This is a genomic window from Longimicrobiales bacterium (assembly GCA_028823235.1).
In the GTDB taxonomy this organism is placed as follows: Bacteria; Gemmatimonadota; Gemmatimonadetes; order Longimicrobiales; family Gaopeijiaceae; genus UBA2589.
The window spans coordinates 21,115-42,813 of record JAPKBW010000017.1 but is presented as its reverse complement, the minus strand read 5'-3'; the positions used below and the strand labels follow the sequence as shown (position 1 = coordinate 42,813).

Annotated in this window: 18 protein-coding genes; 16 read left to right on the top strand and 2 right to left on the bottom strand. The window is 61.7% G+C overall.

The window, feature by feature from the left end; genetic code table 11:
- Window positions 1-14: 14 nt before the first annotated feature.
- From OSA81_10505 to OSA81_10485, 5 genes are all read left to right on the top strand, one after another.
- The gene (locus tag OSA81_10505; GenBank protein MDE0899438.1) at window positions 15-1,043 is read left to right on the top strand and encodes a hypothetical protein; all 1,029 of its coding nucleotides are present in this window, start codon (window positions 15-17) and stop codon (window positions 1,041-1,043) included.
- Window positions 1,044-1,074: 31 nt separating this feature from the next.
- Entirely contained in the window at window positions 1,075-1,353 is a 279-nt protein-coding gene (locus tag OSA81_10500) for a hypothetical protein (protein MDE0899437.1), read from the top strand.
- Window positions 1,350-2,912: an amidase gene (locus OSA81_10495; protein MDE0899436.1), complete on the top strand. Its 1,563-nt coding sequence runs from the start codon at window positions 1,350-1,352 to the stop codon at window positions 2,910-2,912. The genes OSA81_10500 and OSA81_10495 overlap by 4 nt, the downstream gene beginning before the upstream one ends.
- A 184-nt stretch (window positions 2,913-3,096) precedes the next feature.
- On the top strand, window positions 3,097-3,381 hold the full coding sequence (locus tag OSA81_10490; GenBank protein ID MDE0899435.1) for a response regulator: 285 nt from the start codon (window positions 3,097-3,099) through the stop codon (window positions 3,379-3,381).
- A 43-nt stretch (window positions 3,382-3,424) separates the two neighbouring features.
- A complete protein-coding gene (locus OSA81_10485) occupies window positions 3,425-5,377 on the top strand; it encodes an ABC-F family ATP-binding cassette domain-containing protein (GenBank protein ID MDE0899434.1) in 1,953 nt (650 codons plus the stop codon).
- A 6-nt stretch (window positions 5,378-5,383) separates the two neighbouring features.
- Here the strand turns inward: OSA81_10485 and OSA81_10480 are convergent, their stop codons facing one another.
- On the bottom strand, window positions 5,384-5,770 hold the full coding sequence (locus tag OSA81_10480) for a MerR family transcriptional regulator (GenBank protein ID MDE0899433.1): 387 nt from the start codon (window positions 5,768-5,770) through the stop codon (window positions 5,384-5,386).
- Between the two features lie 153 nt (window positions 5,771-5,923).
- A complete protein-coding gene (locus tag OSA81_10475; GenBank protein MDE0899432.1) occupies window positions 5,924-6,367 on the bottom strand; it encodes an SRPBCC family protein in 444 nt (147 codons plus the stop codon).
- Window positions 6,368-6,622: 255 nt separating this feature from the next.
- Between OSA81_10475 and OSA81_10470 the strand changes: the two genes are divergently transcribed.
- The 11 genes from OSA81_10470 (at window position 6,623) to OSA81_10420 (ending at window position 21,695) form a co-directional block, all read left to right on the top strand.
- Window positions 6,623-7,771, top strand: coding sequence for an FAD-dependent oxidoreductase (locus OSA81_10470; protein MDE0899431.1), 1,149 nt, complete (start codon window positions 6,623-6,625; stop codon window positions 7,769-7,771).
- 82 nt (window positions 7,772-7,853) lie between these two features.
- On the top strand, window positions 7,854-8,513 hold the full coding sequence (locus OSA81_10465) for a (2Fe-2S)-binding protein (protein ID MDE0899430.1): 660 nt from the start codon (window positions 7,854-7,856) through the stop codon (window positions 8,511-8,513).
- An 11-nt stretch (window positions 8,514-8,524) separates the two neighbouring features.
- Entirely contained in the window at window positions 8,525-10,915 is a 2,391-nt protein-coding gene (locus tag OSA81_10460; GenBank protein ID MDE0899429.1) for a xanthine dehydrogenase family protein molybdopterin-binding subunit, read from the top strand.
- 12 nt (window positions 10,916-10,927) lie between these two features.
- Window positions 10,928-11,926, top strand: coding sequence for a xanthine dehydrogenase family protein subunit M (locus tag OSA81_10455; GenBank protein MDE0899428.1), 999 nt, complete (start codon window positions 10,928-10,930; stop codon window positions 11,924-11,926).
- Entirely contained in the window at window positions 11,926-12,801 is an 876-nt protein-coding gene (locus OSA81_10450; protein ID MDE0899427.1) for a cytochrome b/b6 domain-containing protein, read from the top strand. Before OSA81_10455 ends, OSA81_10450 begins: the two co-directional genes overlap by 1 nt.
- 116 nt (window positions 12,802-12,917) lie before the next feature.
- Entirely contained in the window at window positions 12,918-13,310 is a 393-nt protein-coding gene (locus OSA81_10445) for a hypothetical protein (protein ID MDE0899426.1), read from the top strand.
- Window positions 13,311-13,773: 463 nt separating this feature from the next.
- Window positions 13,774-14,268 carry a hypothetical protein gene (locus OSA81_10440; GenBank protein MDE0899425.1) on the top strand — a complete coding sequence of 165 codons (495 nt, stop codon included), beginning with the start codon at window positions 13,774-13,776 and terminating at the stop codon, window positions 14,266-14,268.
- A 603-nt stretch (window positions 14,269-14,871) separates the two neighbouring features.
- Window positions 14,872-16,284: a polysulfide reductase NrfD gene (gene nrfD / locus OSA81_10435; protein ID MDE0899424.1), complete on the top strand. Its 1,413-nt coding sequence runs from the start codon at window positions 14,872-14,874 to the stop codon at window positions 16,282-16,284.
- The gene (locus tag OSA81_10430; GenBank protein ID MDE0899423.1) at window positions 16,281-19,202 is read left to right on the top strand and encodes a molybdopterin-dependent oxidoreductase; all 2,922 of its coding nucleotides are present in this window, start codon (window positions 16,281-16,283) and stop codon (window positions 19,200-19,202) included. The genes nrfD and OSA81_10430 overlap by 4 nt, the downstream gene beginning before the upstream one ends.
- Window positions 19,195-20,130: a molecular chaperone TorD family protein gene (locus OSA81_10425; GenBank protein ID MDE0899422.1), complete on the top strand. Its 936-nt coding sequence runs from the start codon at window positions 19,195-19,197 to the stop codon at window positions 20,128-20,130. The genes OSA81_10430 and OSA81_10425 overlap by 8 nt, the downstream gene beginning before the upstream one ends.
- Window positions 20,127-21,695 (top strand): SulP family inorganic anion transporter, encoded by a 1,569-nt coding sequence (locus OSA81_10420; GenBank protein MDE0899421.1) that lies wholly within the window; start codon window positions 20,127-20,129, stop codon window positions 21,693-21,695. The genes OSA81_10425 and OSA81_10420 overlap by 4 nt, the downstream gene beginning before the upstream one ends.
- Window positions 21,696-21,699: the final 4 nt, after the last annotated feature.

The following is a 21,699-nucleotide window of genomic DNA, read 5'->3' as shown; positions in this document are numbered from 1 at the left end:
CGCACGGAGACTCAGTGCCGCTTTACCCATTGGTTCTCGATCCGATCTACAAGGACAAGGTCTGGGGCGGGCGCACGCTCGAGACGCTCGGTCGCACCCTGCCGGGCGGCGACACAAATCTGATCGGTGAGTCCTGGGAACTCGCCGATATCGCAGCTGCGAGCCCGTCTGGTGAGGGAGGTGCGGCTGCGTACTCGAAGATTCTGAATGGTCCGCTGAACAAACGAGCGCTTGGCGAGGTCGTGAAGGAATTCGGACCCATTGTCACTGGTGCGGCGAGGCTGAACCCTGACGGTTCTTTCCCCTTGTTGCTGAAGTATCTCGACGCGACGGAGAACGTGTCGGTTCAGGTCCATCCCTCGGGGGAATTCGCGTCCGGTCACTCGGATGCCCGCCCCAAGTCAGAAGCTTGGTACATCGTCGCGGCCGAACCGGGCTCGGTCATCTACAAGGGTGTGAAGGCGGGGACGACCCGCGATGTCTTTGCTGCCGCGATTGAGGACGGGACTGTCGAGAAGTTGATGATTCGGGTACCTGCGGTAGCTGGCGACTGTCACTATATCCCCGGCGGCACGTGTCACGCATTGGGGGGTGGAATTCTCGTGGCCGAAGTCCAGACCGCTTCGGACACGACCTTCCGTGTCTTCGACTGGGGCCGTACGGGCCGCGAACTCCACGTGGAGGACGCACTCGCATGTATCGATTACGGGCCCGCGGAAACCAGTGGGTTCGAACCAGGCACGGTCTCGGAGCGCGACGACGCCACCGGGCGTGATTTGGTAATTTGCGAGCATTTCTCCATTCGAGAGTGGTCGATCCCGAATGGGGGCCAACTCACGCTGGAGTCAGACGCCGTCGCCGTCCTCATGCTGCTGAGCGGCGAGGCGGAGGTGCGATGGGGTGAGGCTGGGGTTCAAGCGCTGAAGGCCAGGGCCGGGAACACGATCGTCTTGCCGGCTGCTCTCGCGGCAGTCACGCTCGAAGCTTCCAATGAGGCCACGGTACTGGAGATCACCATCCCATCGGAAGAAACGGCAGCCTGAGAGAGACCCTCCAACCCAACGAGTGACGCCCTTGAACAAGCCCAAGCCGCCAGCGGAACCCACAGACGAAGAGCTCGACCGGTACATCATGACCCGGTACTCCCTCATTGGAATCGATATTTCGGTCCTCCCGGAGTCAGACGAGGAAGCCCCGATGGATCGACGTCGGTTGCTCGCAAACGGCCGATCTATCCTTCGGCAGGACGCCATTGCTGCGGACTTCGAGATCGATCCCCAGTTCAATCTTCCGGTGACTCACCCGGCGCCCTTCGTCGCATGGACAGACGAATCAGGGGGATCGGGCCGATGAGCGGCGCGAACAGGCCCCCCCAGGACACACGGGTCTCGAGACGGTGGTTTCTCGATCGTATGGCGTGGGTCGCGACGGCAGCGGCAGCGGGGACACTACTTCCTGTGAAAGTTGGTGCGACACCGCGAGGATGGGCGTCGCGGGATGCGTTCCTCGGGCTTGCCGATGCCTCACTCCAGTCTGTCGATGACCTCACAGAGTTGACGCTTGCAGAAACAGTGTCGCTCGTCCGGCGGAGGATTCTTGCGCCCAAAGATCTCGTGAGCGCCCACGCTGATCGGATCGAACGCTTCGACCGGTCCTACCAGGCTTTTGCCGCGCGGCCGGAACGTGAAGCCTTGTTAGAGGCTGCTCAGCGGATCCCTTCCGACGGGTCCGACGGAGCACTTCGCGGAGTCTGTCTCGCTCCGAAAGACAACTTCTACACCGGTGACCTGCTTACGGAAGGAGGCTCTTTGGTCTTCGAAGGCTTCCAGCCCACCTATGATGCGACCGCGGTCGCAACAATGCGGGCGGCGGGCGGTCTGGTTGTGGGCAAGGCTCAGATGGGTAACCTCGCCGGTGGCCGAGCGCAGGTTTACGGAACCAACACGCCGACAACCAGGAACGCCTGGACTCCGGACGATGTCCGCTATAGCCCTGCCGGTTCCTCTTCCGGAACCGGTACGGCGGTCGCGGCACGCCTCGCGGTGGCCGGGATCGGCACGCAGACCGGAGGGTCGGTCCTCGGGCCAGGCAACGCTCAGGGACTGACCTGCATCAAGCCGACATTCGGTCGCATCTCACTCCACGGCGTGATCCCCCTGAGCTACACCCGTGATCATGTCGGTCCGATGGCGCGTAACGCACTCGATGCCGCGATCCTGCTTCAGCTTCTGGCCCACCCGGATCCACTCGACCCGCGTACACTTGGCTTGCCGCCCGTGCCGAACTTCATCCAGGCCGCGACCCCACACCCTGGAGAGGCCCCTGCGGTCCGGTGGCCGACTCGAGTTGGCGTATGGCCCGGATACCTCGACGGAAGCGGCGAGCGGGTCAACGCTCTGCGGCGGACACTTTTGGAGGAGCTCGATCGGAATCCGACGGTTCAGCTCGTTTCGGAGATCAGCCTGCCCGATCAATGGGACGAACTCACGGCCCAACCACTCGGTGGCTCGCACGGTGATCCCACCGCATTCTTCATCGAGCATCTGCGAAAGGATGTCCGGAACTTTGCGAGTCGGTTGCCCCGCTTCCTCAATGGAATGCTCCAGAGCGCCGATACCTACGTGAAAGTTCAGCAGGCCCGCATGCTCCTTCTCCACAGGATTCACACACAGCTGTTCAATCAGTGCGACGTGGTCCTCACCAATGGGACTGGACCCTTCGACGGGACTGGCCTCCCTGCATTGTGCATGCCGATCGGCTTTGACACCGATAAGGAGACCGGCGCTTCGGTCCCACGAGGTGCGACGCTTGCGGCACCTGCCTTTGGAGAAGAGCGACTATTGGCGATCGCTGCAGCATGGCAGGCGACCACCGATCACCACACCCAGCGACCTCCAGACCCGATGGGGTGATCGGGGTTGGGGGTTGAACCGGCCACGCCGCCGCACATCTTCCTAGAGCGTAGCCGCGGTGCGGCCATTCCATTGCAGGAACTCTGCTTCCCATCCGATCAGGAAGAACGACCATGCCGCGACTCCTGGTAACAGACGACCACGCTACGCTCCGCGCTGCGGTTGCCCGGGGACCGGAACGGGCGTGCAAGCCGGGAGTGGCACGGACGGGATGGCCGAACTCGAGGACGGGACGTTTGCTCTCGTCGCGACCGACATCAACATGCCCGACATGGATGGAATCGAAGTCATCCTGACACTCAGTCAGATTTATCCCGATCTCCCAGTGATGATCGTCTCCGGCGGTGGCTTGATGTCCCACGAAATTCTGCTTGGTAATGCGGGTGCGCTTGGTGCGGTCGACGTCCTCGCCAAGCCATTTGGACTCGCAGAGTTGAACGCGATCATCGATCGGGTTCTCGACACTTGATCGCACCTGACATTCAGGTGCTTCCGAACCCTGCAACGCCGTCATGATATCCGCATCCGCTCTCTCAAAATCGTTCGCTGATCGCACCCTTTTCGCGAACGCGTCTTTCTTGCTCAATCCCGGTGAACGTTACGGTCTGGTAGGGGCGAACGGGTCGGGTAAGACCACGCTGCTTCAGATCCTCGCCGGATCGGCAAGTCCCACCGAAGGCCAGGTGTCGGTACCGAAGTCTCTCCAGCTTGGCGTGCTCAGGCAGGATCACTTCCAGTACGAAAAGGAGGAGATCCTTGGTGTCGCGCTCATGGGGGATCCCGAGCTCTGGCACGCGATGGTGGAGAAGGAGAAGATTCTGACTCGGGGAGAGGATGACTTCGACGTCGACCGCTTCTCAGAACTTGAGGAGACCGTTCAGCGGCTCGACGGATATTCGGCCGAAGCACGCGCTGCGACGATTTTGGAAGGTCTTGGGTTGCCGACGGCGATCCACCGGAATCCGCTTTCGACGCTATCCGGGGGGTTCAAGCTCCGAGTGCTGCTCGCTCAGGTGCTGGCCGCGAAACCCGATGTGCTCCTCCTGGATGAGCCGACCAACCATCTGGACATCCTGTCGATTCGATGGCTTGAGAAGTTCCTCCACGCGTTCTCAGGACCGGTCGTGGTCATCTCTCATGATCATCGTTTCCTGGACAACGTCGCGACGCGCATCCTCGATGTGGACTATGGCACGGTGCAGGCGTACAGAGGCAACTACACACAATTTCTCGAGGCGAAGATCGCGGAGCGGGAGCGTCGGGAGAAAGACATTGAAAGCCGGACGAAGGAAATCGCGCACCATCAGCAGTTCGTCGATCGGTTCAAGGCGAAGGCCAGCAAGGCGCGACAGGCCGGGAGCAAGCTCCGGCTGATCGAGCGCAAGGCGAGCGAGCTACACGAGCTCCCCGGTAGTTCCCGGCGATATCCGACCTTCCGGTTTGAACAGCGTCGCCCGAGTGGAAAACAGGTGCTTCGCGTCGCCGGGATCCGGAAGGCCTTCGCCGACAATGAGGTTCTCCATGGGGTTGATCTCGAGGTCCGGCGCGGTGATCGCCTGGCGATCATGGGCCCGAACGGAATCGGAAAGTCGACACTACTCAAAATTGTTATGGGCGAACTCGAGCCTGACGCGGGTGAGGTCGAGTGGGGGTACGAGACTCACCCGGGATACTTCGCCCAGGACAACAAGGACGGATTCGAAGACGGGAAGGAGAGCACGGAGGAATGGCTCTGGTCGTTCTGCCCGGGGAAAGATCGGGGTTTCGTACGCGGCCAAATGGGTCTGATGCTCTTCTCGGGAGATGACGGAAAAAAGAAGGTGAGCGCACTGTCTGGTGGCGAAGCGGCTCGCCTAGTGTTTAGCCGGCTCGCGCTGGAGAAGCCCAACGTGCTGGTTCTCGATGAGCCCACCAACCACTTGGATCTCGAATCGATCGAGGCTCTCGTCTCAGAGCTGAAGAAATTCGAAGGCACGCTGATCTTCGTGTCACATGATCGCTGGTTCGTGAGCCGCCTGGCGACCAGGATTGTCGAGATCAAGCCGGGCGTGGTGACCGACTACCAAGGCACGTACGAGGAGTATGTTCATCACTCCGGGGATGACCACCTGGATGCAGATACGGTGATTCTGAAGGCTCGCCGGGAGAAGCGTGCGAAGAAGAAGGACTCGCGGGAGGCGCCTGCGCCGGTGGTGCCTCTCGACTCGGCAGGTATTGAAAAGCGACGCAAGAAACTCGAGCGCCGAGGAGACGAGCTCACTCGATCAATCGAGACAGCGGAGCTACGGATTGCTGAAATCGATGAGACTTTCTGCACCGATCAATTTTATGAAAACACACCCGCCGAAAGGATCGCCGGACTCGAGAAAGAGCGTGAGGTGCTGCAGGGACGGGTGGAGCGTGAGATGGATACGTGGTCAACCGTCGAGTCGGAAATTGAGCAACTCGGGTCTGCGAGTCGCTGACCCAAGTCAGTCTTCGCGCGAACCCTCAGCCAGCTCCACTTGGACCTGACTTCGAAGTTTCGCCAGCGACGTACGCATTTCGGAAAGCGCGAACGATTTCTTGTCGAGCTGTCCAATGAACTGGGTCAGTGTTTCTGATGCATCCGACGGCCCTGCTGGGTTCTCTTCAATCTTCAGCAACTCGTGGATCTCTTCGAGCTGAAAGCCGAGGTGCTGAGCCTGCTGAATGAAGATGAGTCGCTCAAGGTGCTCGGCCCCGTAAATGCGGTGCCCACCTTGAGTCCGCGGTGGGTTAGGCAGCAGCCCGCGCCGCTCATAGTAGCGAAGCGTCTGGCTTCCGACTTCAGCGGCATCGGCCAGTTGTCTCGTGGTGTAGGTCGGAACATTGCTCATCGGTTCCTCCGGCTGACGTGGCGAGATCTTCACTTCTGGAAAGCCCAAGCCGAAGACATTCTGAATTTTCAATCTGTTGTCGCGTATTTTTAATCCTGTTATGGTCGCAGAAAATTTCTGATTTGTGAACCCTTTCGGATACCACATGACGGTTCAGTCGCCACCCTCCAGAAGGGCTTTCAGTCGAACCAATGCACTATCGACTTCCTTTTTGAACGCGGCCTCGATCATCCGATTTGGGACGAACCGGAGCGCTCCACCTGCCTCGCCTTCCAGCGCCATCGATACCCGGGTACCATTTCCTTCTGGACTCCAAGTCAGAACGCTCGTCGCGGATATCGCCGAATCCTCGGTACTCCGGCAAACGACGCGGTGACCCCGGTCTAGTTCTTGGACGACGTAGGTGTTCTGAAGCCGTTTTCCCATGAACTCGGACACGTATCGGCGGCGCGATCCGACCTGGGTCGGACCGGGCGGGGTCTGCGAAGCCTCAACGAGATGACTTTGCCACTCATGCTCTCTGGATACGTCGTCCATGTACGCGTATACAGCGGGCGGCGGCTGCGCGATGACAATCGACTGCTGATAACTGGGCACGTTGCTCGAATCGGGAGGGGATGGGCCTGGTAAACTTCGTACGGGCAGCGGTTGCAGGCCAAGATCTCCTAGCTGCATACCTCGGCAGGTGTGACGTAGGCGCGCTCGCCGTCTAGTAGGACGGCGGGTTTATCCGGTTTGAGGCCGAGTGGCACAGCGGCACTTGCCGAGTGTCCCCTCGGGGCACACCCTGCCGTTAACCGCTGTATCCGATTTCCGTCCGGTACCACTGCGTTCCTCTCTGCTTTTTCAGCCATGGATCGACGAACCCTGTTGCTGCGCGGCGGCACGAGCCTCGTGGGCCTGGCGACCTTCGGGTGTGCCTCAGGGCCGAATCGCGTCAGCCGAGTCCGCCCGGCCCGGCGCCTCACCCCCGTGGATGCTACTTGGGCGCGTGTGATCCGAACCACCGTGGGGCTCAGGCCATATCGCCGCTCCGGCTTCGTCCTCCGGGCGGAGCGCCTCGGAGAAAAGGTACTGATCCACAACTACGGGCATGGCGGCTCCGGTATGTCCCTCTCCTGGGGCACCGGGAAGATGGCGGCGGATCTCGCAATGGGTGGAGAGGTACGGACGGTCGCGGTGGTGGGCTGCGGCGTCGTTGGCTTGACCACGGCTCGACAGTTGCAGCGTCGTGGCTTCAACGTCACGGTGTACGCGAAAAACGTCCCTCCGAATACAACGTCGAATATGTCTCTAGCCAGCTGGACGCCCACCTCGGGTCTGGTTGCAGCCGAACGACGCACCGCGGAGTGGGATTCTCAGTTCCGCGAGGCGGCTAGGATCGCCTACAGTGAGCTGCAGCTTCTGGTCGGACGCGGCTACGGTGTTTCCTGGATCGAGGGTTATTCGCTCCATCAGGGGCCACCGGGTGCGAGGGTAGCGGCGGACCCGCTGCTTCCACCCGATCTTTCAGCTGGGTCGACCGTGTTCGGCCCGGGTCAGCACTCGTTCCCGACGCCGTACGCGACCATGAGACCATCCATGCGGATCGAGCCTTCGATTTACCTTGATCGCTTGGTGTCGGACGTTCGAGAATCCGGGGCAGAGATCGTCATCCGTGCCTTCGACTCAAGGGAACATCTGTCGACCCTTCCCGACCCGATCATCGTGAATTGCACGGGCCTCGGAGCCCGAGATCTGGTCGGAGACTCGGAGCTTACGCCACTCAAGGGACAGTTGACGCTGCTCATGCCCCAAGAGGGTGTCGACTACTCGACCTTCGGAGCCGCTTCGCCTCTCGCTGGCGGTTTTGTGCATATGTCTCCGCGCTCCGATGGGATCGCTCTCGGGGGTACGTCAGTAGAGGGTGACTGGTCTCTGGAGCCTGACCCGGAAGCCCGCCAGCGAATTGTGGATGCACACATCGATCTCTTCGGCCGTATGCATCCTGTGAAGCCCTGATCCGGGCCGTCTCCAGCCGGGTTCGTCGCGGCTGAAACTCCTGTCGCTGCGACGTGCACACTCCTATGTTGGCGAGATCCGCATGACGCCACACCCGCAGGAGTGCTCGATGGCCCCGTCCGAATCCGTCGGTGTGCTGGAGAAGAAATTCTCTAGGCGAACCTTCATCAAAGGCGTGATCGCTACAGGCGCAACCGCTTCATCGACCAGCTACATGTTCAAGGGGACCAGTCTCCTTGGCGCTGCGACGATGCAGACCGCCACCGAGCGCCTTATCACGCTCAACGTCAACGGTCAGGAACGCCGAGTCGACGTGCTTCCGCACGAGACCTTGGCCATGACCCTGCGCTACAAGCTGGGGCTGACGGGTACGAAGCTCGGTTGTGATCGGGCAGAGTGCGGAGCCTGTACGCTTCTTGTTGACGGCGTGTCTCAGTACGGCTGCTCGATGCTCACACATCAGGTCAGAGGCCGTCAGGTGACGACGATTGAGGGTCTGGAGAATCCTGATACGGGTGCCCTGAGTGTTGTGCAGCAGGCGGTGATGGAGGAAGGTGGCTTCCAGTGCGCCTTCTGTGCGCCGGGCTTCATCATGAGCATGACGGCAATGCTGGATGACAATCCGAATCCGACCCGCGAAGAGGCGGCCCACGCGCTGTCCGGCAATCTCTGCCGTTGCGCTGACTACGACAAAATCCTCAACTGTGCGATGCGAGCGGCTGAACTCGCACGCAGCGTATAGGGGAGGGACCAATGGCCGACAAACTGCTTGGAACCGACATCGCCGCACCGGATCTTCATGCGAAGATCACGGGTCGTGCGAAGTACGCCGAAGACTTCCGGGCCCCGGGAATGGTCTTCGCCAAATTGCTGCTTAGCGCCATGCCGCATGCCCGGGTGCGGGGCGTCGATGCGTCACGTGCTCTCGCGCTGCCTGGTGTCATTGATATCCTCAGAGCGAGCGACGTGCCGTCCCGTGAGGGACCGCGTGAGGCTTGCCTAACCGACCATCCGCGGTTCGAGGGCGAGCCGATTCTAGCGGTCGCGGCCGTGGATGAGGAAACGGCAGCAGCGGCCATCGAGTTGATCGAGGTCGATTACGAGCCGCTTCCTTTCGTCTTGGATCCGCTTGAGAGTCTTCGTCCAGGAGGTCCGAATGCGTATCCCGAGGGCAACGCATTCGGAGCGGACGGCTGGACAGAGACGAAGTGGACCGCAGAAGACTTCGCTCGTATCGATGCCGGGGAGAGGCCAGACCCGGAGTGCCCAACGGAGTGGGTGAAGGGAGACCCGGAGTCTGCGTTTGCGCAGTCGGTGCTGGTGCTCGAAGAGACGATCGTCCATCAGTCACTGAGCCATCACCCCATGGAGCCGCGCTCCAACATGGCGTATTGGGAGGGTGATCACCTCTTCGCCTTCGTATCCACCCAGAGCACCCAGCAGACGAAGTTTGGACTGGCTGGGGCGCTCGATATGAACGCGGAAAACATCACGCTCGTCGGTGAGTACTGTGGCGGCGGATTCGGATCGAAGATTGCTGGATCGACCGTCATGCAGATCCCGGTTCTGCTCTCGCGGAAGCTCGGCGGGACACCGGTCATGCATCGCATCACGCGGTATGAAGAGAACTACATCGGTCGCGCGCGCCCCGGGTTCCAGAGCTGGCTCAAGATGGGCTTCCTCGAGAACGGTAAATGCAACGCGATTGATCTGATCATTGTTCAGGAGAGCGGCCCGTACGGTGCGAGCGATCTTAACAGCGCAGCGGCGATCGCTGATCTGACATACACCCCGGATAATATGCGCTTCCGGGGCGTGCCGATGTACACGAACACCCCGCCGAAGGCCGCGCAGCGTGGTCCGGGTGGAGCACAGATCATCTCTATGATGGAGCCGATCCTCGAGAAGGCAGCACGCGAACTAGGTGTGGACCGCCTGGAGGCACATCTGCTCAACGCGCCCGGGCCCGACGTCGAGTTCGGTCCTCGGGGCACTACGCTCACGAGCGTGCACGCTCGTGAAGCGCTGGAGATGGGCCGGGAGATGTTCGACTGGGAGAGCAAGCTCGCTCTTTCCGGTCAGCGCAACGGGTCGAAGGTTACCGGGATAGGCGTCGGCCTCTCGCCCTACACCGCTGGGTCACGTGGTCGAGACGGCATGATGCTCATCCGTCCGGACGGGCGACTCTATGTGCACCAGGGGATTGGAAATCTCGGTACGCACTCGATTGCGGATACGGCACGGCCGGCTGCAGAGATTCTGGGCTACAACTGGGAAGACGTCGTCATTGTGTGGGGAGACTCGAGCAAGGGAATGCCTCGCTCGACCGTCCAGGCGGGAAGCCAGACCACCCATGCCCACACACGTGCGAACCATGCGGCAGGAATGGACGCTCTCCGGAAAGTGAAAGAGGTCGCGGCTGCCACCCTGGGTGGCTCACCGAGCCAATATCGGGCCGACAACGGCAGGGTTATCGGACCCGGCGGTACGATGACCATGGCGAGGGTGGCCGAACGGGCGATCGCAATGGGTGGTGAGTACGCAGGCCACGAGCTCCCGGAAGACATCCATGCGCAGACCGTACCTGCAGCGCAGATGCTCGCGGGGCAGGGGCTCATGGGTATCGCGAAAGACAATTACGGCGGGGAAGGTTCCATCTACTCCTGGGTCGCCGGATTCGCCGTGATAGAGCTCGACGAGGAGACCGGCGTCGTCGATCTCAAGGAGTATGTGGGAATTACGGATTGTGGAACGGTCGTTCACCCGAGGAGCCTCGGCGCGCAGCTGCTCGGTGGGAGCATTCAGGGCATGGGCATGGCGATGACGCAGCGCTGGGTCTTCGACCCGAAGTGGGGCGTGCCGTTTGCCAACCGACTCTATACGGCAAGACCTCCTGGAATCCTGGACGTTCCGCCTGACTTGAAGTGGGGCGCGGTCGACATTCCCGACCCCACCGATCCGGTCGGAGCGAAGGGCATCGGTGAGCCCCCGGTTGGCGCTGGTGCCGCAGCGCTGACATGCGCGGTCGCAGACGCGCTCGGCGGTCGCTGCCTGTGCCGCACCCCGCTGACACCGGACATCATCCTGGCGGAGATCGAAGGACGAGATCCCGCACACGGCCGCCTCGACCAACACGTCGGCTAGGGAGCACGAGACATGGCAAAGATCAGAGATATGATTCCGGCATTCGACCTGTTTCAGCCGACCACGATCGAAGGAGCGATGGATTTGCTCGACGAGCATCGTGAGGGTGGGTGGGTGCTGGCGGGTGGGCTCGATTCGTTCGACTGGTTCAAGGACCGGGTGAAACGTCCGTCGGCAGTCATCGACCTGGGCGGTATTCCCGAGTTGACGGGGATCCGTGAGGTAGAAGACGGCATCGAGATCGGTGCGATGACGACGCTCACTGAGGTCGTCCGCCACGAGCGGGTTCGGTCCGAGTATCGTGTGCTGGCCGACGCGGCCGAGCACGTGGCGACGCCTCAGATCCGCAACCAGGGTACCGTGGGCGGCAACGTCTCGCAGGACACCCGGTGCTGGTACTACAGGAGTGGGTGGCCTTGCTACCGTGCAGGTGGAAACACCTGTTACGCTTCGGCGCCTCAGGCAATGAACCGTGAACACTGCATCATGGGCCGTAGCCGGTGCGTAGCGGTGAATCCATCGGACACCGCACCCGCGCTTGTCGCGCTGGGGGCCAAGATGATCGTCGAGAACTCAGGGGGGGCGAGCGTCCATGACGCGGAGGACTTCTTCATTGGACCCGCGATCGACATTACGCAGATGACCGTGATGAAGCCCAGAGATCTGTTGACCCGAATTCAGATCCCTTCAACGTGGGCGAACGCCGAGTTCTACTACGAGAAGGTGAGGGATCGTGGGTCTTGGGACTTCCAGCTCGTGAGCGTGGCCGCGGCGTTCCAGATGGACGGCGGTACGATTCGTGACGCGCGAATTGCTGTGAACGGTGTCGCTCCTTACCCAGTACGTCTCGAGGCAGCCGAACGCCTCGTAACAGGGATGAGCGGCGATGAGGCTACAGCCAACGCCGCCGGTGAAGTCGCCATCGACGGCGCGCGAGCGTTGAGACACAACGACTACAAAATCCCGATGATGCGCAACCTGGTCCGCCGGGCTGTTAGGAGTGTCGCCTGATGGAATTCTGGAGGAGAGCTAGCAATCCATGGGGTCAGGATGTCCTCATTGGCTTGTCTTGGGATCTCATGTGGGCCGCGCTTGCGTTGGCGGGCCTTTTCCTGATCGGCCACGCCGTATGGATCAAGACGAGATCAGCTGAGGCGCATGAGCCAGTGACCGATCTGCCCGCGGGCATCCCTGAGAAGATCGAGCGCCATACGTTGTCGGCGCGGATCTTCCACTGGACCATGTCCGCCTCGATGCTGGTCCTGCTAGTCACCGCGTTTGTCCCGGTTATGGGCCTTCAGTTCCCGTGGGTACAGATCCACTGGATTGCCGGGCTCGTACTGATCGCAACGGTCGTCTACCACGTGATCCACGCCATTGGTTGGCAGGACTTCTGGTCGATGTTCCAGCTTGGGATCTCGGAAGGCGTTGCGACCGTGAAGCATCTCATGTCTTCGAAGGCGCCTGCGCCACCGAAGGCCGGAAAATATCCGTTCGACCACCGCATGTATCACCACGCGATCGTAGTGGTGTCGCTTTCGGCGATCGTTACGGGCGCACTGATGATGGTTCGTATCGATACACCCTTCTGGACGCCAAATCCGTACCTGTTCGCCGACAATGTCTGGGGCGTGATGTATGTCGTTCACGGCCTGTCCGGCGTGTCGCTGATCCTCCTCATCGCTTCGCACATCTATTTCGCTCTCCGTCCCGAAAAGCGGTGGATCACCTGGTCCATGGTCCGTGGCTGGATCGACCGGGAGCACTATGCCGAGCACTTTGATCCTGAGAAGTGGGTCGTGACGGACCAAGCGGTGAAGTCGAGCGACTCCCCCTCTGGGGCGTTGACCGACTCGACTGTGAGTGCTCCGCGTCGAGAGGAATGACACGAAAAGTTGAACGAGGTGAGGGGCCGGACGCGCTGCGTTCGGCCTCTCTTTTTCAGGACCCGTTCGCGGATCGCCGCGGACCAGATATTCTCTTAAAGTGAGCGATGCCAGCCGTGTCTTCGGCGACCGACGAAGTAAAGGCGAGAATCGACGCCATCGAATCGAGTTACGAGTTCTTCCTCGCGTATGCTGCTCAAGGCCTGACCACTGATGAGGGTGCCAAGGCTGGTGCTCAACTCCGCGAATTTCTGGCGAAGATTGAGAAAGCCATGAACGGACTACCCGAGCTGGTAACGGAAGCGGTAGCCGGGCGAGAGCCGTCCGATTCGTGGGCCGATGTCGTCGCACTGGTCCGATCGGATGCGACAGCTGCTCTTGCTATGGTTCGGCTGATCTCAGCGAGGCCCGGGGTGAGTTCTGAGTTGATCGACAACCTCAATGCCTTCATTCACATGCGTGCGCTGCTCACGGATCTCTTCCTGGTGGACGACCTCCTCGAAGGCTGACGAGCCGAATCGCCCATGTTCTTCATCTTCCTTTTTCAGTCACTACCCTCTGCCAGAAGCTCTTCGGCCTGACCTAGGGCGAGACTTTCGCGGTCGCTCTCATCTTCGGGTTCGCCTTGGAGTTCGTCCGATGGTGACATCTGCCTCTTGACCTCGGACCTCGGGGCTGCGCAAGGTGCGGCCCGGGCCCCGAGTGAGCTGAGGGTTTTCTCCGTTCGCTATCGGGGAAGTTCTGGCAGGTGTGGCACTGGCCGCGGGTGCCGCCGTGGGAGCGTTTGGCCTGGATGTTTTGCGGAGATGAGCGGTCCCGATCGGGTTGGCCCTACTGCTGTTTTCTACCACCGAGCACAGGCTGCGGCTCCGGTTAAATCGGAAGTATTGGATCGGAGACCGAGGGGGGGAGACTCGCGGCCCACGTGAGGTATCTTTCGGGCCGTAAGGACAAGCCCTGACAAGGATTGCCATGTCGCTCCAGGATCTTGGAAACCTCGGGGAGTTCATCGGCGCGTTGGGCGTCGTTGTCTCACTCATATATCTCGCCCGGCAGATGAGTCAGAACACGGTTTCAGTTCGGGCGGCTTCGTTCAACTCGATGGTTCAAAACAGCATTCGGCTCACAGAGCACTCGTTCCGTGACCCGGAGTTCGCGGCGTTCCTGGCCAAGGCTGAGCGGGATCTGACGGAACTCAACGAAGCCGAGCAGTTGCGGTGGGATTCCTATATGACTGCGGTCTATCGCCACTTCGGAAATCTGCAGTACTCGCATCGGATGGGGACCCTCGACCACCAGATGTGGGAGGCGTATCGCGCCACCCTGAAGCATCACCTGCGTGCGCCGTCATGGGCGGCCTGGTTCGGTCAGAACCGTCACCTGTTCAGTCGGGCACTGGGTGAACAGGTCGACAAGGCGCTGCGTGAAATCACTACTGAGGTCCCTCGCCGAGAGGTGGCGGGGTAGCTGTGGACGGCTTCCTCCAAGTACCACACCTGATCGCGCGAACCCCTTCGGCACACTCCAGCGTCGACAGTGTGTCCACAACAGTGAGCCTTCTCGGCAATCGGTTCATCGCCGACCTGCGCTTTGGCGCTGAGTCGGCGGATGTGTGGTCCTTGGGCGCTGCTGCTGGGAGTTGTCGCCGTCTTGGCGTGCGCCGGGTTCCCGCGCGGGTCGGTGCTCCGTGCCAGCGTGGCGCCTTCTCGGGGCTCCTCTTGGCTGTCTACGGCCGACCCTCGAACGTTTGCGATCGCGCCGTTCGTGCTGATTCTGGTGGAGGTAGTTTCTCTCCCGCTTCCGGCGTTGTGCGCGAGTCGAGTTGGGTCTGGTCGCGGAGTATCGAGAGCCCGGTGGTGAGGGTTACTCAGCGTGGCCTCGACGGTGGAACTTCGGGGGCTTGGGCGGTAAGTTGGCATGGTCCGTAGCACCCGCACCCGCGACGCTCCGCGAATGCCTCTGACGACAGCGACACCGACGCCCGCTCCGCCCCGTTGGGCCAAGGTCGTCGACCACACAAAGTGCATCGGATGCCACGCCTGCACGACGGCCTGCAAGTCGGAAAACGAGGTGCCGCTTTCGGTCACCCGGACGTATGTGAAGTACGTCGATACCGGCTATTTCCCGCAGGCTCGACGTTCGTTTCAGGTCACGCGGTGCAATCAATGTGAGGACGCTCCCTGCGTGACGGCGTGTCCCACCGCTGCCATGCACCAGCGGCCCGATGGGATCGTGGATTTCGACAAGTCGATCTGTATTGGCTGCAAGGCGTGCATCGCGGCTTGTCCCTACGATGCGATCTTCATCAATCCCGAGGACAAGTCCGCGGAAAAGTGCAACTTCTGCGCGCATCGCATCGATGTAGGACTGGAGCCTGCGTGCGTCGTGGTCTGCCCGACCGAGGCCCTCATGGTCGGAGATATGAACGATCCTCTGTCCGCCGTCAGTGAGATCATTCACCGGGATGCCGTGGTGGTTCGTAAACCGGAAAAAGAGACTCGGCCCAAGCTCTTCTACAAGGGCGCAGATCAGGTGACACTCGACCCATTGGCGGCAAGGCGCCCGGATGGTGGCCTGTTTATGTGGAGCGAGCAGGGGAATGTCGATCACCAGGTGCCGTCCGGGCATCCGGGGCCGTGGAACAGTTCGGCCGCGGCAGTCCTCAGCTACGACATTCCGCACCGAGCGCCGTGGGATTGGCGAGTGTCAGCCTACACGTTCACGAAGTCGATCGCTGCCGGCGCGTACCTCGTGCCGCTGATTCTCGGTGCGATTGGCGTACTCCCGTTCACTTCGTCGCTCTGGGGCCTGTACGCACCGATCGTCGCGATGGTCGGACTCATGGTGACCGGAGCACTGCTGATCTGGGATCTCGAGCATCCGGAGCGTTTTTGGATGGTGTTGCTCAAGCCACAGTGGCGAAGCTGGCTTGTTCGTGGGGGCTTCATCATTACCGGATATGGGGGAGTTCTGGCGGTCCATCTGGGCGCCTCGCTCCTCGGCCGGGCGGACATCACTCCTGTGCTGGGCTGGATCGGTGGGCCACTTGCGGCCATGACGGCGGTGTACACCGCGTACCTGTTCGCGCAGGCACGAGCGCGGGATCTGTGGCAGAGTCCGCTTCTCCCCGGACACCTCCTGATCCAGGCCCTGGTGGCGGGGGCGGCTGTCCTCATGCTGATCACCAACGGCAGTGTTCCAGATTCACTTGTCGTCTGCTTCCGGCTGTCGCTCGCGACCCATCTCCTGCTCGTGCTCGGTGAGGCGTCCATGCGCCACCCCACCGCCCATGGGACGCTCGCGGCTCGGGCGATGATCAGGGGCGAGTATGCCCACTTCTTCTGGATTGCCGTGCCACTGGGTGTGCTGGGTTTCATATTTGCGGTATCGACGCCGGTCATCGCTGCCGGAGCCACGCTGGTCAGTCTCCTTTTCTATGAGCACGCCTTCGTTCAGGCGGGCCAATCGGTGCCACTCGCATGACGCTCGATGACCTGAACCGGCGGGTATCCGCCGCCCGGGCAGAAGTGGAAGCGCGCGGTGAGACCTTTTATCCCGGCGCGAGTCGAATCCACTTGGCCGCGTTTCCTCCGAGGGAGCGCTGGAACGACTGGGTCGAGCTCGACTCGAAGTCGTGGCCCGAGCGTGTCGAGAAGCGCTACATGCTGGTCCCAACGACCTGCTTTAACTGCGAGTCTGCATGTGGTCTTCTGGCCTACGTCGATCGGGACACGCTGCAAGTAAGGAAATTCGAAGGCAATCCGGAGCATCCCGGATCCCGTGGGCGAAATTGTGCCAAGGGGCCGGCGACGATCAATCAGATCACGGACCCTGACCGGATCCTATATCCGCTCAAGCGTTCAGGTGAGCGCGGTGAGGGAAAGTGGGAGCGGGTGAGCTGGGATGAAGCACTCGACGACATCGCGGGTCGCATTCGCACGTGCCTCGAAGAAGAGCGGCACGAACAGGTCATGTACCACGTCGGTCGCCCCGGGGAGGACGGCTACACCACGCGGATGCTCGCGGCCTGGGGTGTAGACGGTCACAACTCCCACACCAACGTCTGTTCGAGCGGTGCACGCGCCGGATATCACTGGTGGATGGGCATGGATCGTCCGAGCCCTGACCACGCCAACGCGAAGGTGATTCTGCTGGTCAGCAGTCACCTGGAGACTGGGCACTACTTCAATCCGCATGCTCAGCGCATCATGGAGGGGAAGCAGAACGGAGCGAAGCTCATCGTCTTCGATACCCGCCTCTCCAACACCGCGACACACGCGGACCACTGGATCTCGCCCTATCCTGGTTCCGAGCCGGCAATCTTTCTCGCCATCGCCAACTGGATGATTCAGGAGGGGCGTTACGATCGTGAGTTCGTGCGCCGCTGGTGGAACTGGCAGGAATATCTGGAAGAGGTGGGAGGAAACCCCCAGGGGACCTTCGAGGACTTCGAGGCCGCCCTTAAGCAGATGTACGACTCGTATACTTTCGAGTTCGCGTCCGCGGAATCAGGGGTCAGCGTCGATCAACTCAAGGCAGTAGCCGAACTTGTCTCGACGGCCGGCACGCGGCTGGCCACGCACAACTGGCGTAGTGCGGGCTCCGGAAACCTTGGTGGGTGGCAGGTCGCGCGGACCCTTACGCTGCTCAACGCATTGCTCGGTGCCCTCGCTACAGAGGGTGGCACCTTTCCGAACTCTTGGAACAAGTTCACGCCGAAGCCGCCCCGACTTCCGCATCAACACCCGCGGCGGTGGAATGACGTGCTCTGGCCGGACGAGTACCCGCTGGCGCTCATGGAGATGTCCTTCCTCATGCCGCATCTCATGCGTCAGCAGGAAGCGTTCGTCGATGTCTACTTCACACGCGTGTACAATCCGGTCTGGACGAATCCGGACGGCTTCAGCTGGATCGAGATGCTCACCGACAAGAAGCAGATCGGTCAACACATTGCGATGACGCCTACGTGGAATGAGACCGCGTACTTTGCGGACTACGTTCTCCCGATGGGCCACTCGTCAGAGCGGCACGATCTCACATCGTACGAGCAGTACAACGGTCAGTGGATCGGTTTTCGGCAGCCAGTGCTGCGCGCTGCTCGCGAGCGACTGGGTGAGGAGATCACCGACACGCGTCAGGTGAACCCAGGTGAAGTCTGGGAAGAGAACGAATTTTGGATCGAGCTCACATGGCGGATCGATCCCGACGGATCACTCGGAATTCGCCAGTTCTTCGAATCGGTGAAAAATCCCGGCGAGAAGATGACGGTCGATGAGTACTACGGCTGGATCTTCGAAAACTCCGTGCCTGGGTTGCCCGAGGCTGCGGTCGCTCAAGGTGTAACACCTCTCGAATACATGCGCCGTTACGGGGCTTTCGAGGTCGCGAACAAGGTCGGCAAGGTACACGAGCAGCCGGTCCCGGATTCGGAACTCGAGGACATCCGCGTCGACGATGCGGGGCGCGTCTATACGCACGCTCCTGTGCCGCCGAGTCCGAAGGCTCCCGGAGGGACGAAAATTGATCCTGACGAGGACGGCCGCAGGCGTGTCGGCGTGCGCGTCGATGGCGAAATCGTGAAGGGATGGCCGACGCCGACCGGAAAGTTGGAGTTCTGGTCGCGGACTCTGCGCGATTGGGGGTGGCCAGAGCTAGCGACGCCGACCTACGTGAAGAGTCACATTCATCAGCAGAATCTCGACTCCGATCAGATGCCGCTGATTACGACCTTCCGTGTACCGGTTCAGATTCACACGCGTAGTGCGAACGCCAAGTGGCTCGATGAGATCGCGCATACGAATCCGCTGTGGATTCACCCGACCGATGCCGCGCGGGCCGGTGTAGACAAGACTGGGGATCTCGTGCGGGTCGAGACGGAGATCGGTCATTTCGTGCTTAAGGCGTGGATTACCGAAGGCATTCGCCCCGGCGTGCTGGCCTGCAGCCATCACATGGGTCGCTGGAAGCCCGAGGGGCACGAAGGACCGCGCCTGGGCATGAACACCGTAGCGCTCGACCAGAACGAGTCGGACTGGGACCTCACCCGAAAGAAGAGCGGGGGCCCCTTCGAGTCCGCCGATCCCGACACGATGCGGGTGTGGTGGACCGACGTAGGCGTCCACCAAAATCTGACGCACCCCGTCCATCCCGATCCTGTGTCGGGGATGCACTGCTGGCACCAGGCAGTGCGTGTGCGGAAGGCTCAGCCCGGTGACTCTTTCGGGGACGTCTCGGTCGATACCGCGAAGTCCCGGGCCGTGTACGACCAGTGGCTCGAGATGACTCGGGCAGCTTCGACCCACTCGCCGGATGGCACCCGTCGCCCGTGGTGGATGCTGCGCCCCGTCCGGCCTGAACGCGCCGCCTACGACCTTCCCGAGCGCGAGCCCGTCGGTGCCTGAGTCGGGAACGCCGGTCGAGCTGTTGCGGGGGCTCGCTGTTCTCGCGGAGCCACCGTCGAAGGAGCACGAAGGGATCATCGCAGCGCTCGGTATGCAGGCGGCTCCGAGCTCGTCTGAATACTCTGACGTCTTCATGTTCCAGTTGTATCCCTACGCGTCCGTGCACCTCGGGCAGGAGGGCATGATGGGGGGCGATGCACGCGAGCGCGTCGCGGGATTCTGGACGGCGGTTGGGCAGACCCCGCCGGCCGAGCCCGACCACCTCTCGGCGCTCCTCGGTCTCTACGTTGGATTGACCGAGCAGATTGCGATTGCGAATGCGGAGGGCGCGTCTGCTGAGGCGATGCTCCTCGACCAGAGTCGAGGGGCCTTGCTGCAGGAGCACCTGGCGCCATGGGTCTTCGCGTACCTCGATCGAGTCGTCGAACTCACGTCAGGGCCGTATGGAGAGTGGGCGATCCTGCTCCGGGACGTGCTTCGAAGCGAGGTGACTTCCGGGGGTGCGCTGCCTGTCCATTTACGGGAAGCACCGCCTCTGCCGGATCCCCGTGAGGACGGGTCGGAAGCTTTCCTGGCGGGGCTGCTCGCTCCGGTCCGGTCGGGTGCGATTTTCACTCGATCCGATCTTGGTCGCATTGCATCGACTCTGGACGTCGGCCTCAGGGCAGGAGAGAGACGCTACGCGCTTGAGCACATCCTCGCGCAGGACGCACCGGGTGTTCTCAACGCGCTTTCCGAAGAGGCGGGGCGACAGGCTATGGCCCATGCCGCTCGCGAAGAGTGGCTGGGCGGCACGGCGTGCTTCCTGGCGGATCGCGCGCTGCGGACCCAGACGCTGCTGTGTGAACTGGCCGAAAGCGGAGCGCTCTCGGCGGAAGATGCAGCGGAGGGCAAAGAGTCTGCGGATACCACGGCAGGCGTCTCATGAAGTCAGCGCCACCGGACAGGATTTCACGTTCGGACATCTTGGCGGGGGTGAGCGTCGCGCTGATCCTCATTCCTCAATCGATGGCTTACGCCGAACTGGCTGGCCTGCCGCCTCACCACGGCCTTTACGCCGCCACCATTCCGCTCATCGCGGCAGCGTTTCTGGCCTCGTCACCCTATCTGCAGACGGGCCCGGTGGCCCTGACTGGGCTTCTGACGTTCGGTGCGCTCGTTCCGCTCGCCCCCGTCGGGACTGCGGAGTATGCGGCCCTCGCGGCCCTACTGGCGCTCGTCGTGGGTGTGGCCCGTATCATCGTCGGCATGCTCAAGGCCGGGTGGCTCGTCTATCTGATGTCCCACTCGATGATGACCGGCTTTCTCTCGGCTGCCGCGATTCTCATTCTCTCGTCTCAGCTACCCGGGGCGCTCGGGGTGGCGCCCCCCGCAGACCTCGGCGTTCTCCAGCGCGCGTGGTACGCGGTATTGAGTCCGGGCGCCTGGGAGGGAACGGCCGTTGGCCTGGCCTTGTTCACGGTCGGAGCCGTCGTGATCTCGGGGAAGATCCACCCGCTGATGCCGGGGGTCCTTTTCGCGGCGGCGGCCGGTCTCATTTTCTCAATCGTGACTGGCTACTCGGGTGCGACCGTCGGCACGATTCCAAGCGGGTTCCCACCGATCACGGCTGACCTTCCCTGGCATCGCCTGCCGTCGCTGATTCTGCCGGGGATCGTGATCTCCGTGATCGGCTTTGCTGAGGGGGTATCGATCTCGAGGGTCTTTGCATCCGAGGAGCGGCAACACTGGGACGCTGACCGCGAGTTCCTCAGCAAGGGAATGGCGAACATCGCAGCGGCGTTCACCGGCGGCCTTCCTGTGGGCGGATCGCTCTCCCGCACGAGTGTCAATCGCCTCGCGGGAGCGAAGAGCCGCTGGAGTGGCATGGTGACCGGCGTGACCGTTCTGGCTTTCCTTCCGCTGGCTCCGATTCTGAGCGCCCTGCCGCGGGCGATTCTCTCGGGAATTGTGATCGCTGCGATCTGGGCGCTCGTTCGGCCCAAGAAACTCCTTGGGCTCTGGAGTGTGTCTCCCGTGCAAGCGGTGGTCGGCTGGGCCACGTTCGTAGCGACCCTGGTGATGTCGCCACACATCGACCGAGCGATCCTGTTCGGGATCACCCTTTCTGCAGCTGTCCATCTGTGGCGTGAGTTGAAGCCGCATCTGACGTCCGAACGCGTCGGAGACACGCTCGTAGTAGAGCCAAGTGGAGTGCTCTGGTTTGGTTCCGCTCCGGCGCTCGAAGACCTGATCTTCGCGAAGCTCGCGGACGAGCGTGATGTGCGAGCGGTGGTCATGCGGTGCGGCGGGCTTGGTAGAATCGACCTGTCCGGTGCGTACACACTGTTGGAAATGCTGGGACAGGCTGAACGGGCCGGCATCGAAATGACTCTGGAGGATGTCCCGCAGCACGCCAGACGTCTGTTTGAGTCAGTAGGTATCCCCGTGGCTGACCAGAAGATCAAAGAGGAAGATCTGGAATTCGGAACAGGAGCATCGTCGACTCCGTAGTGTG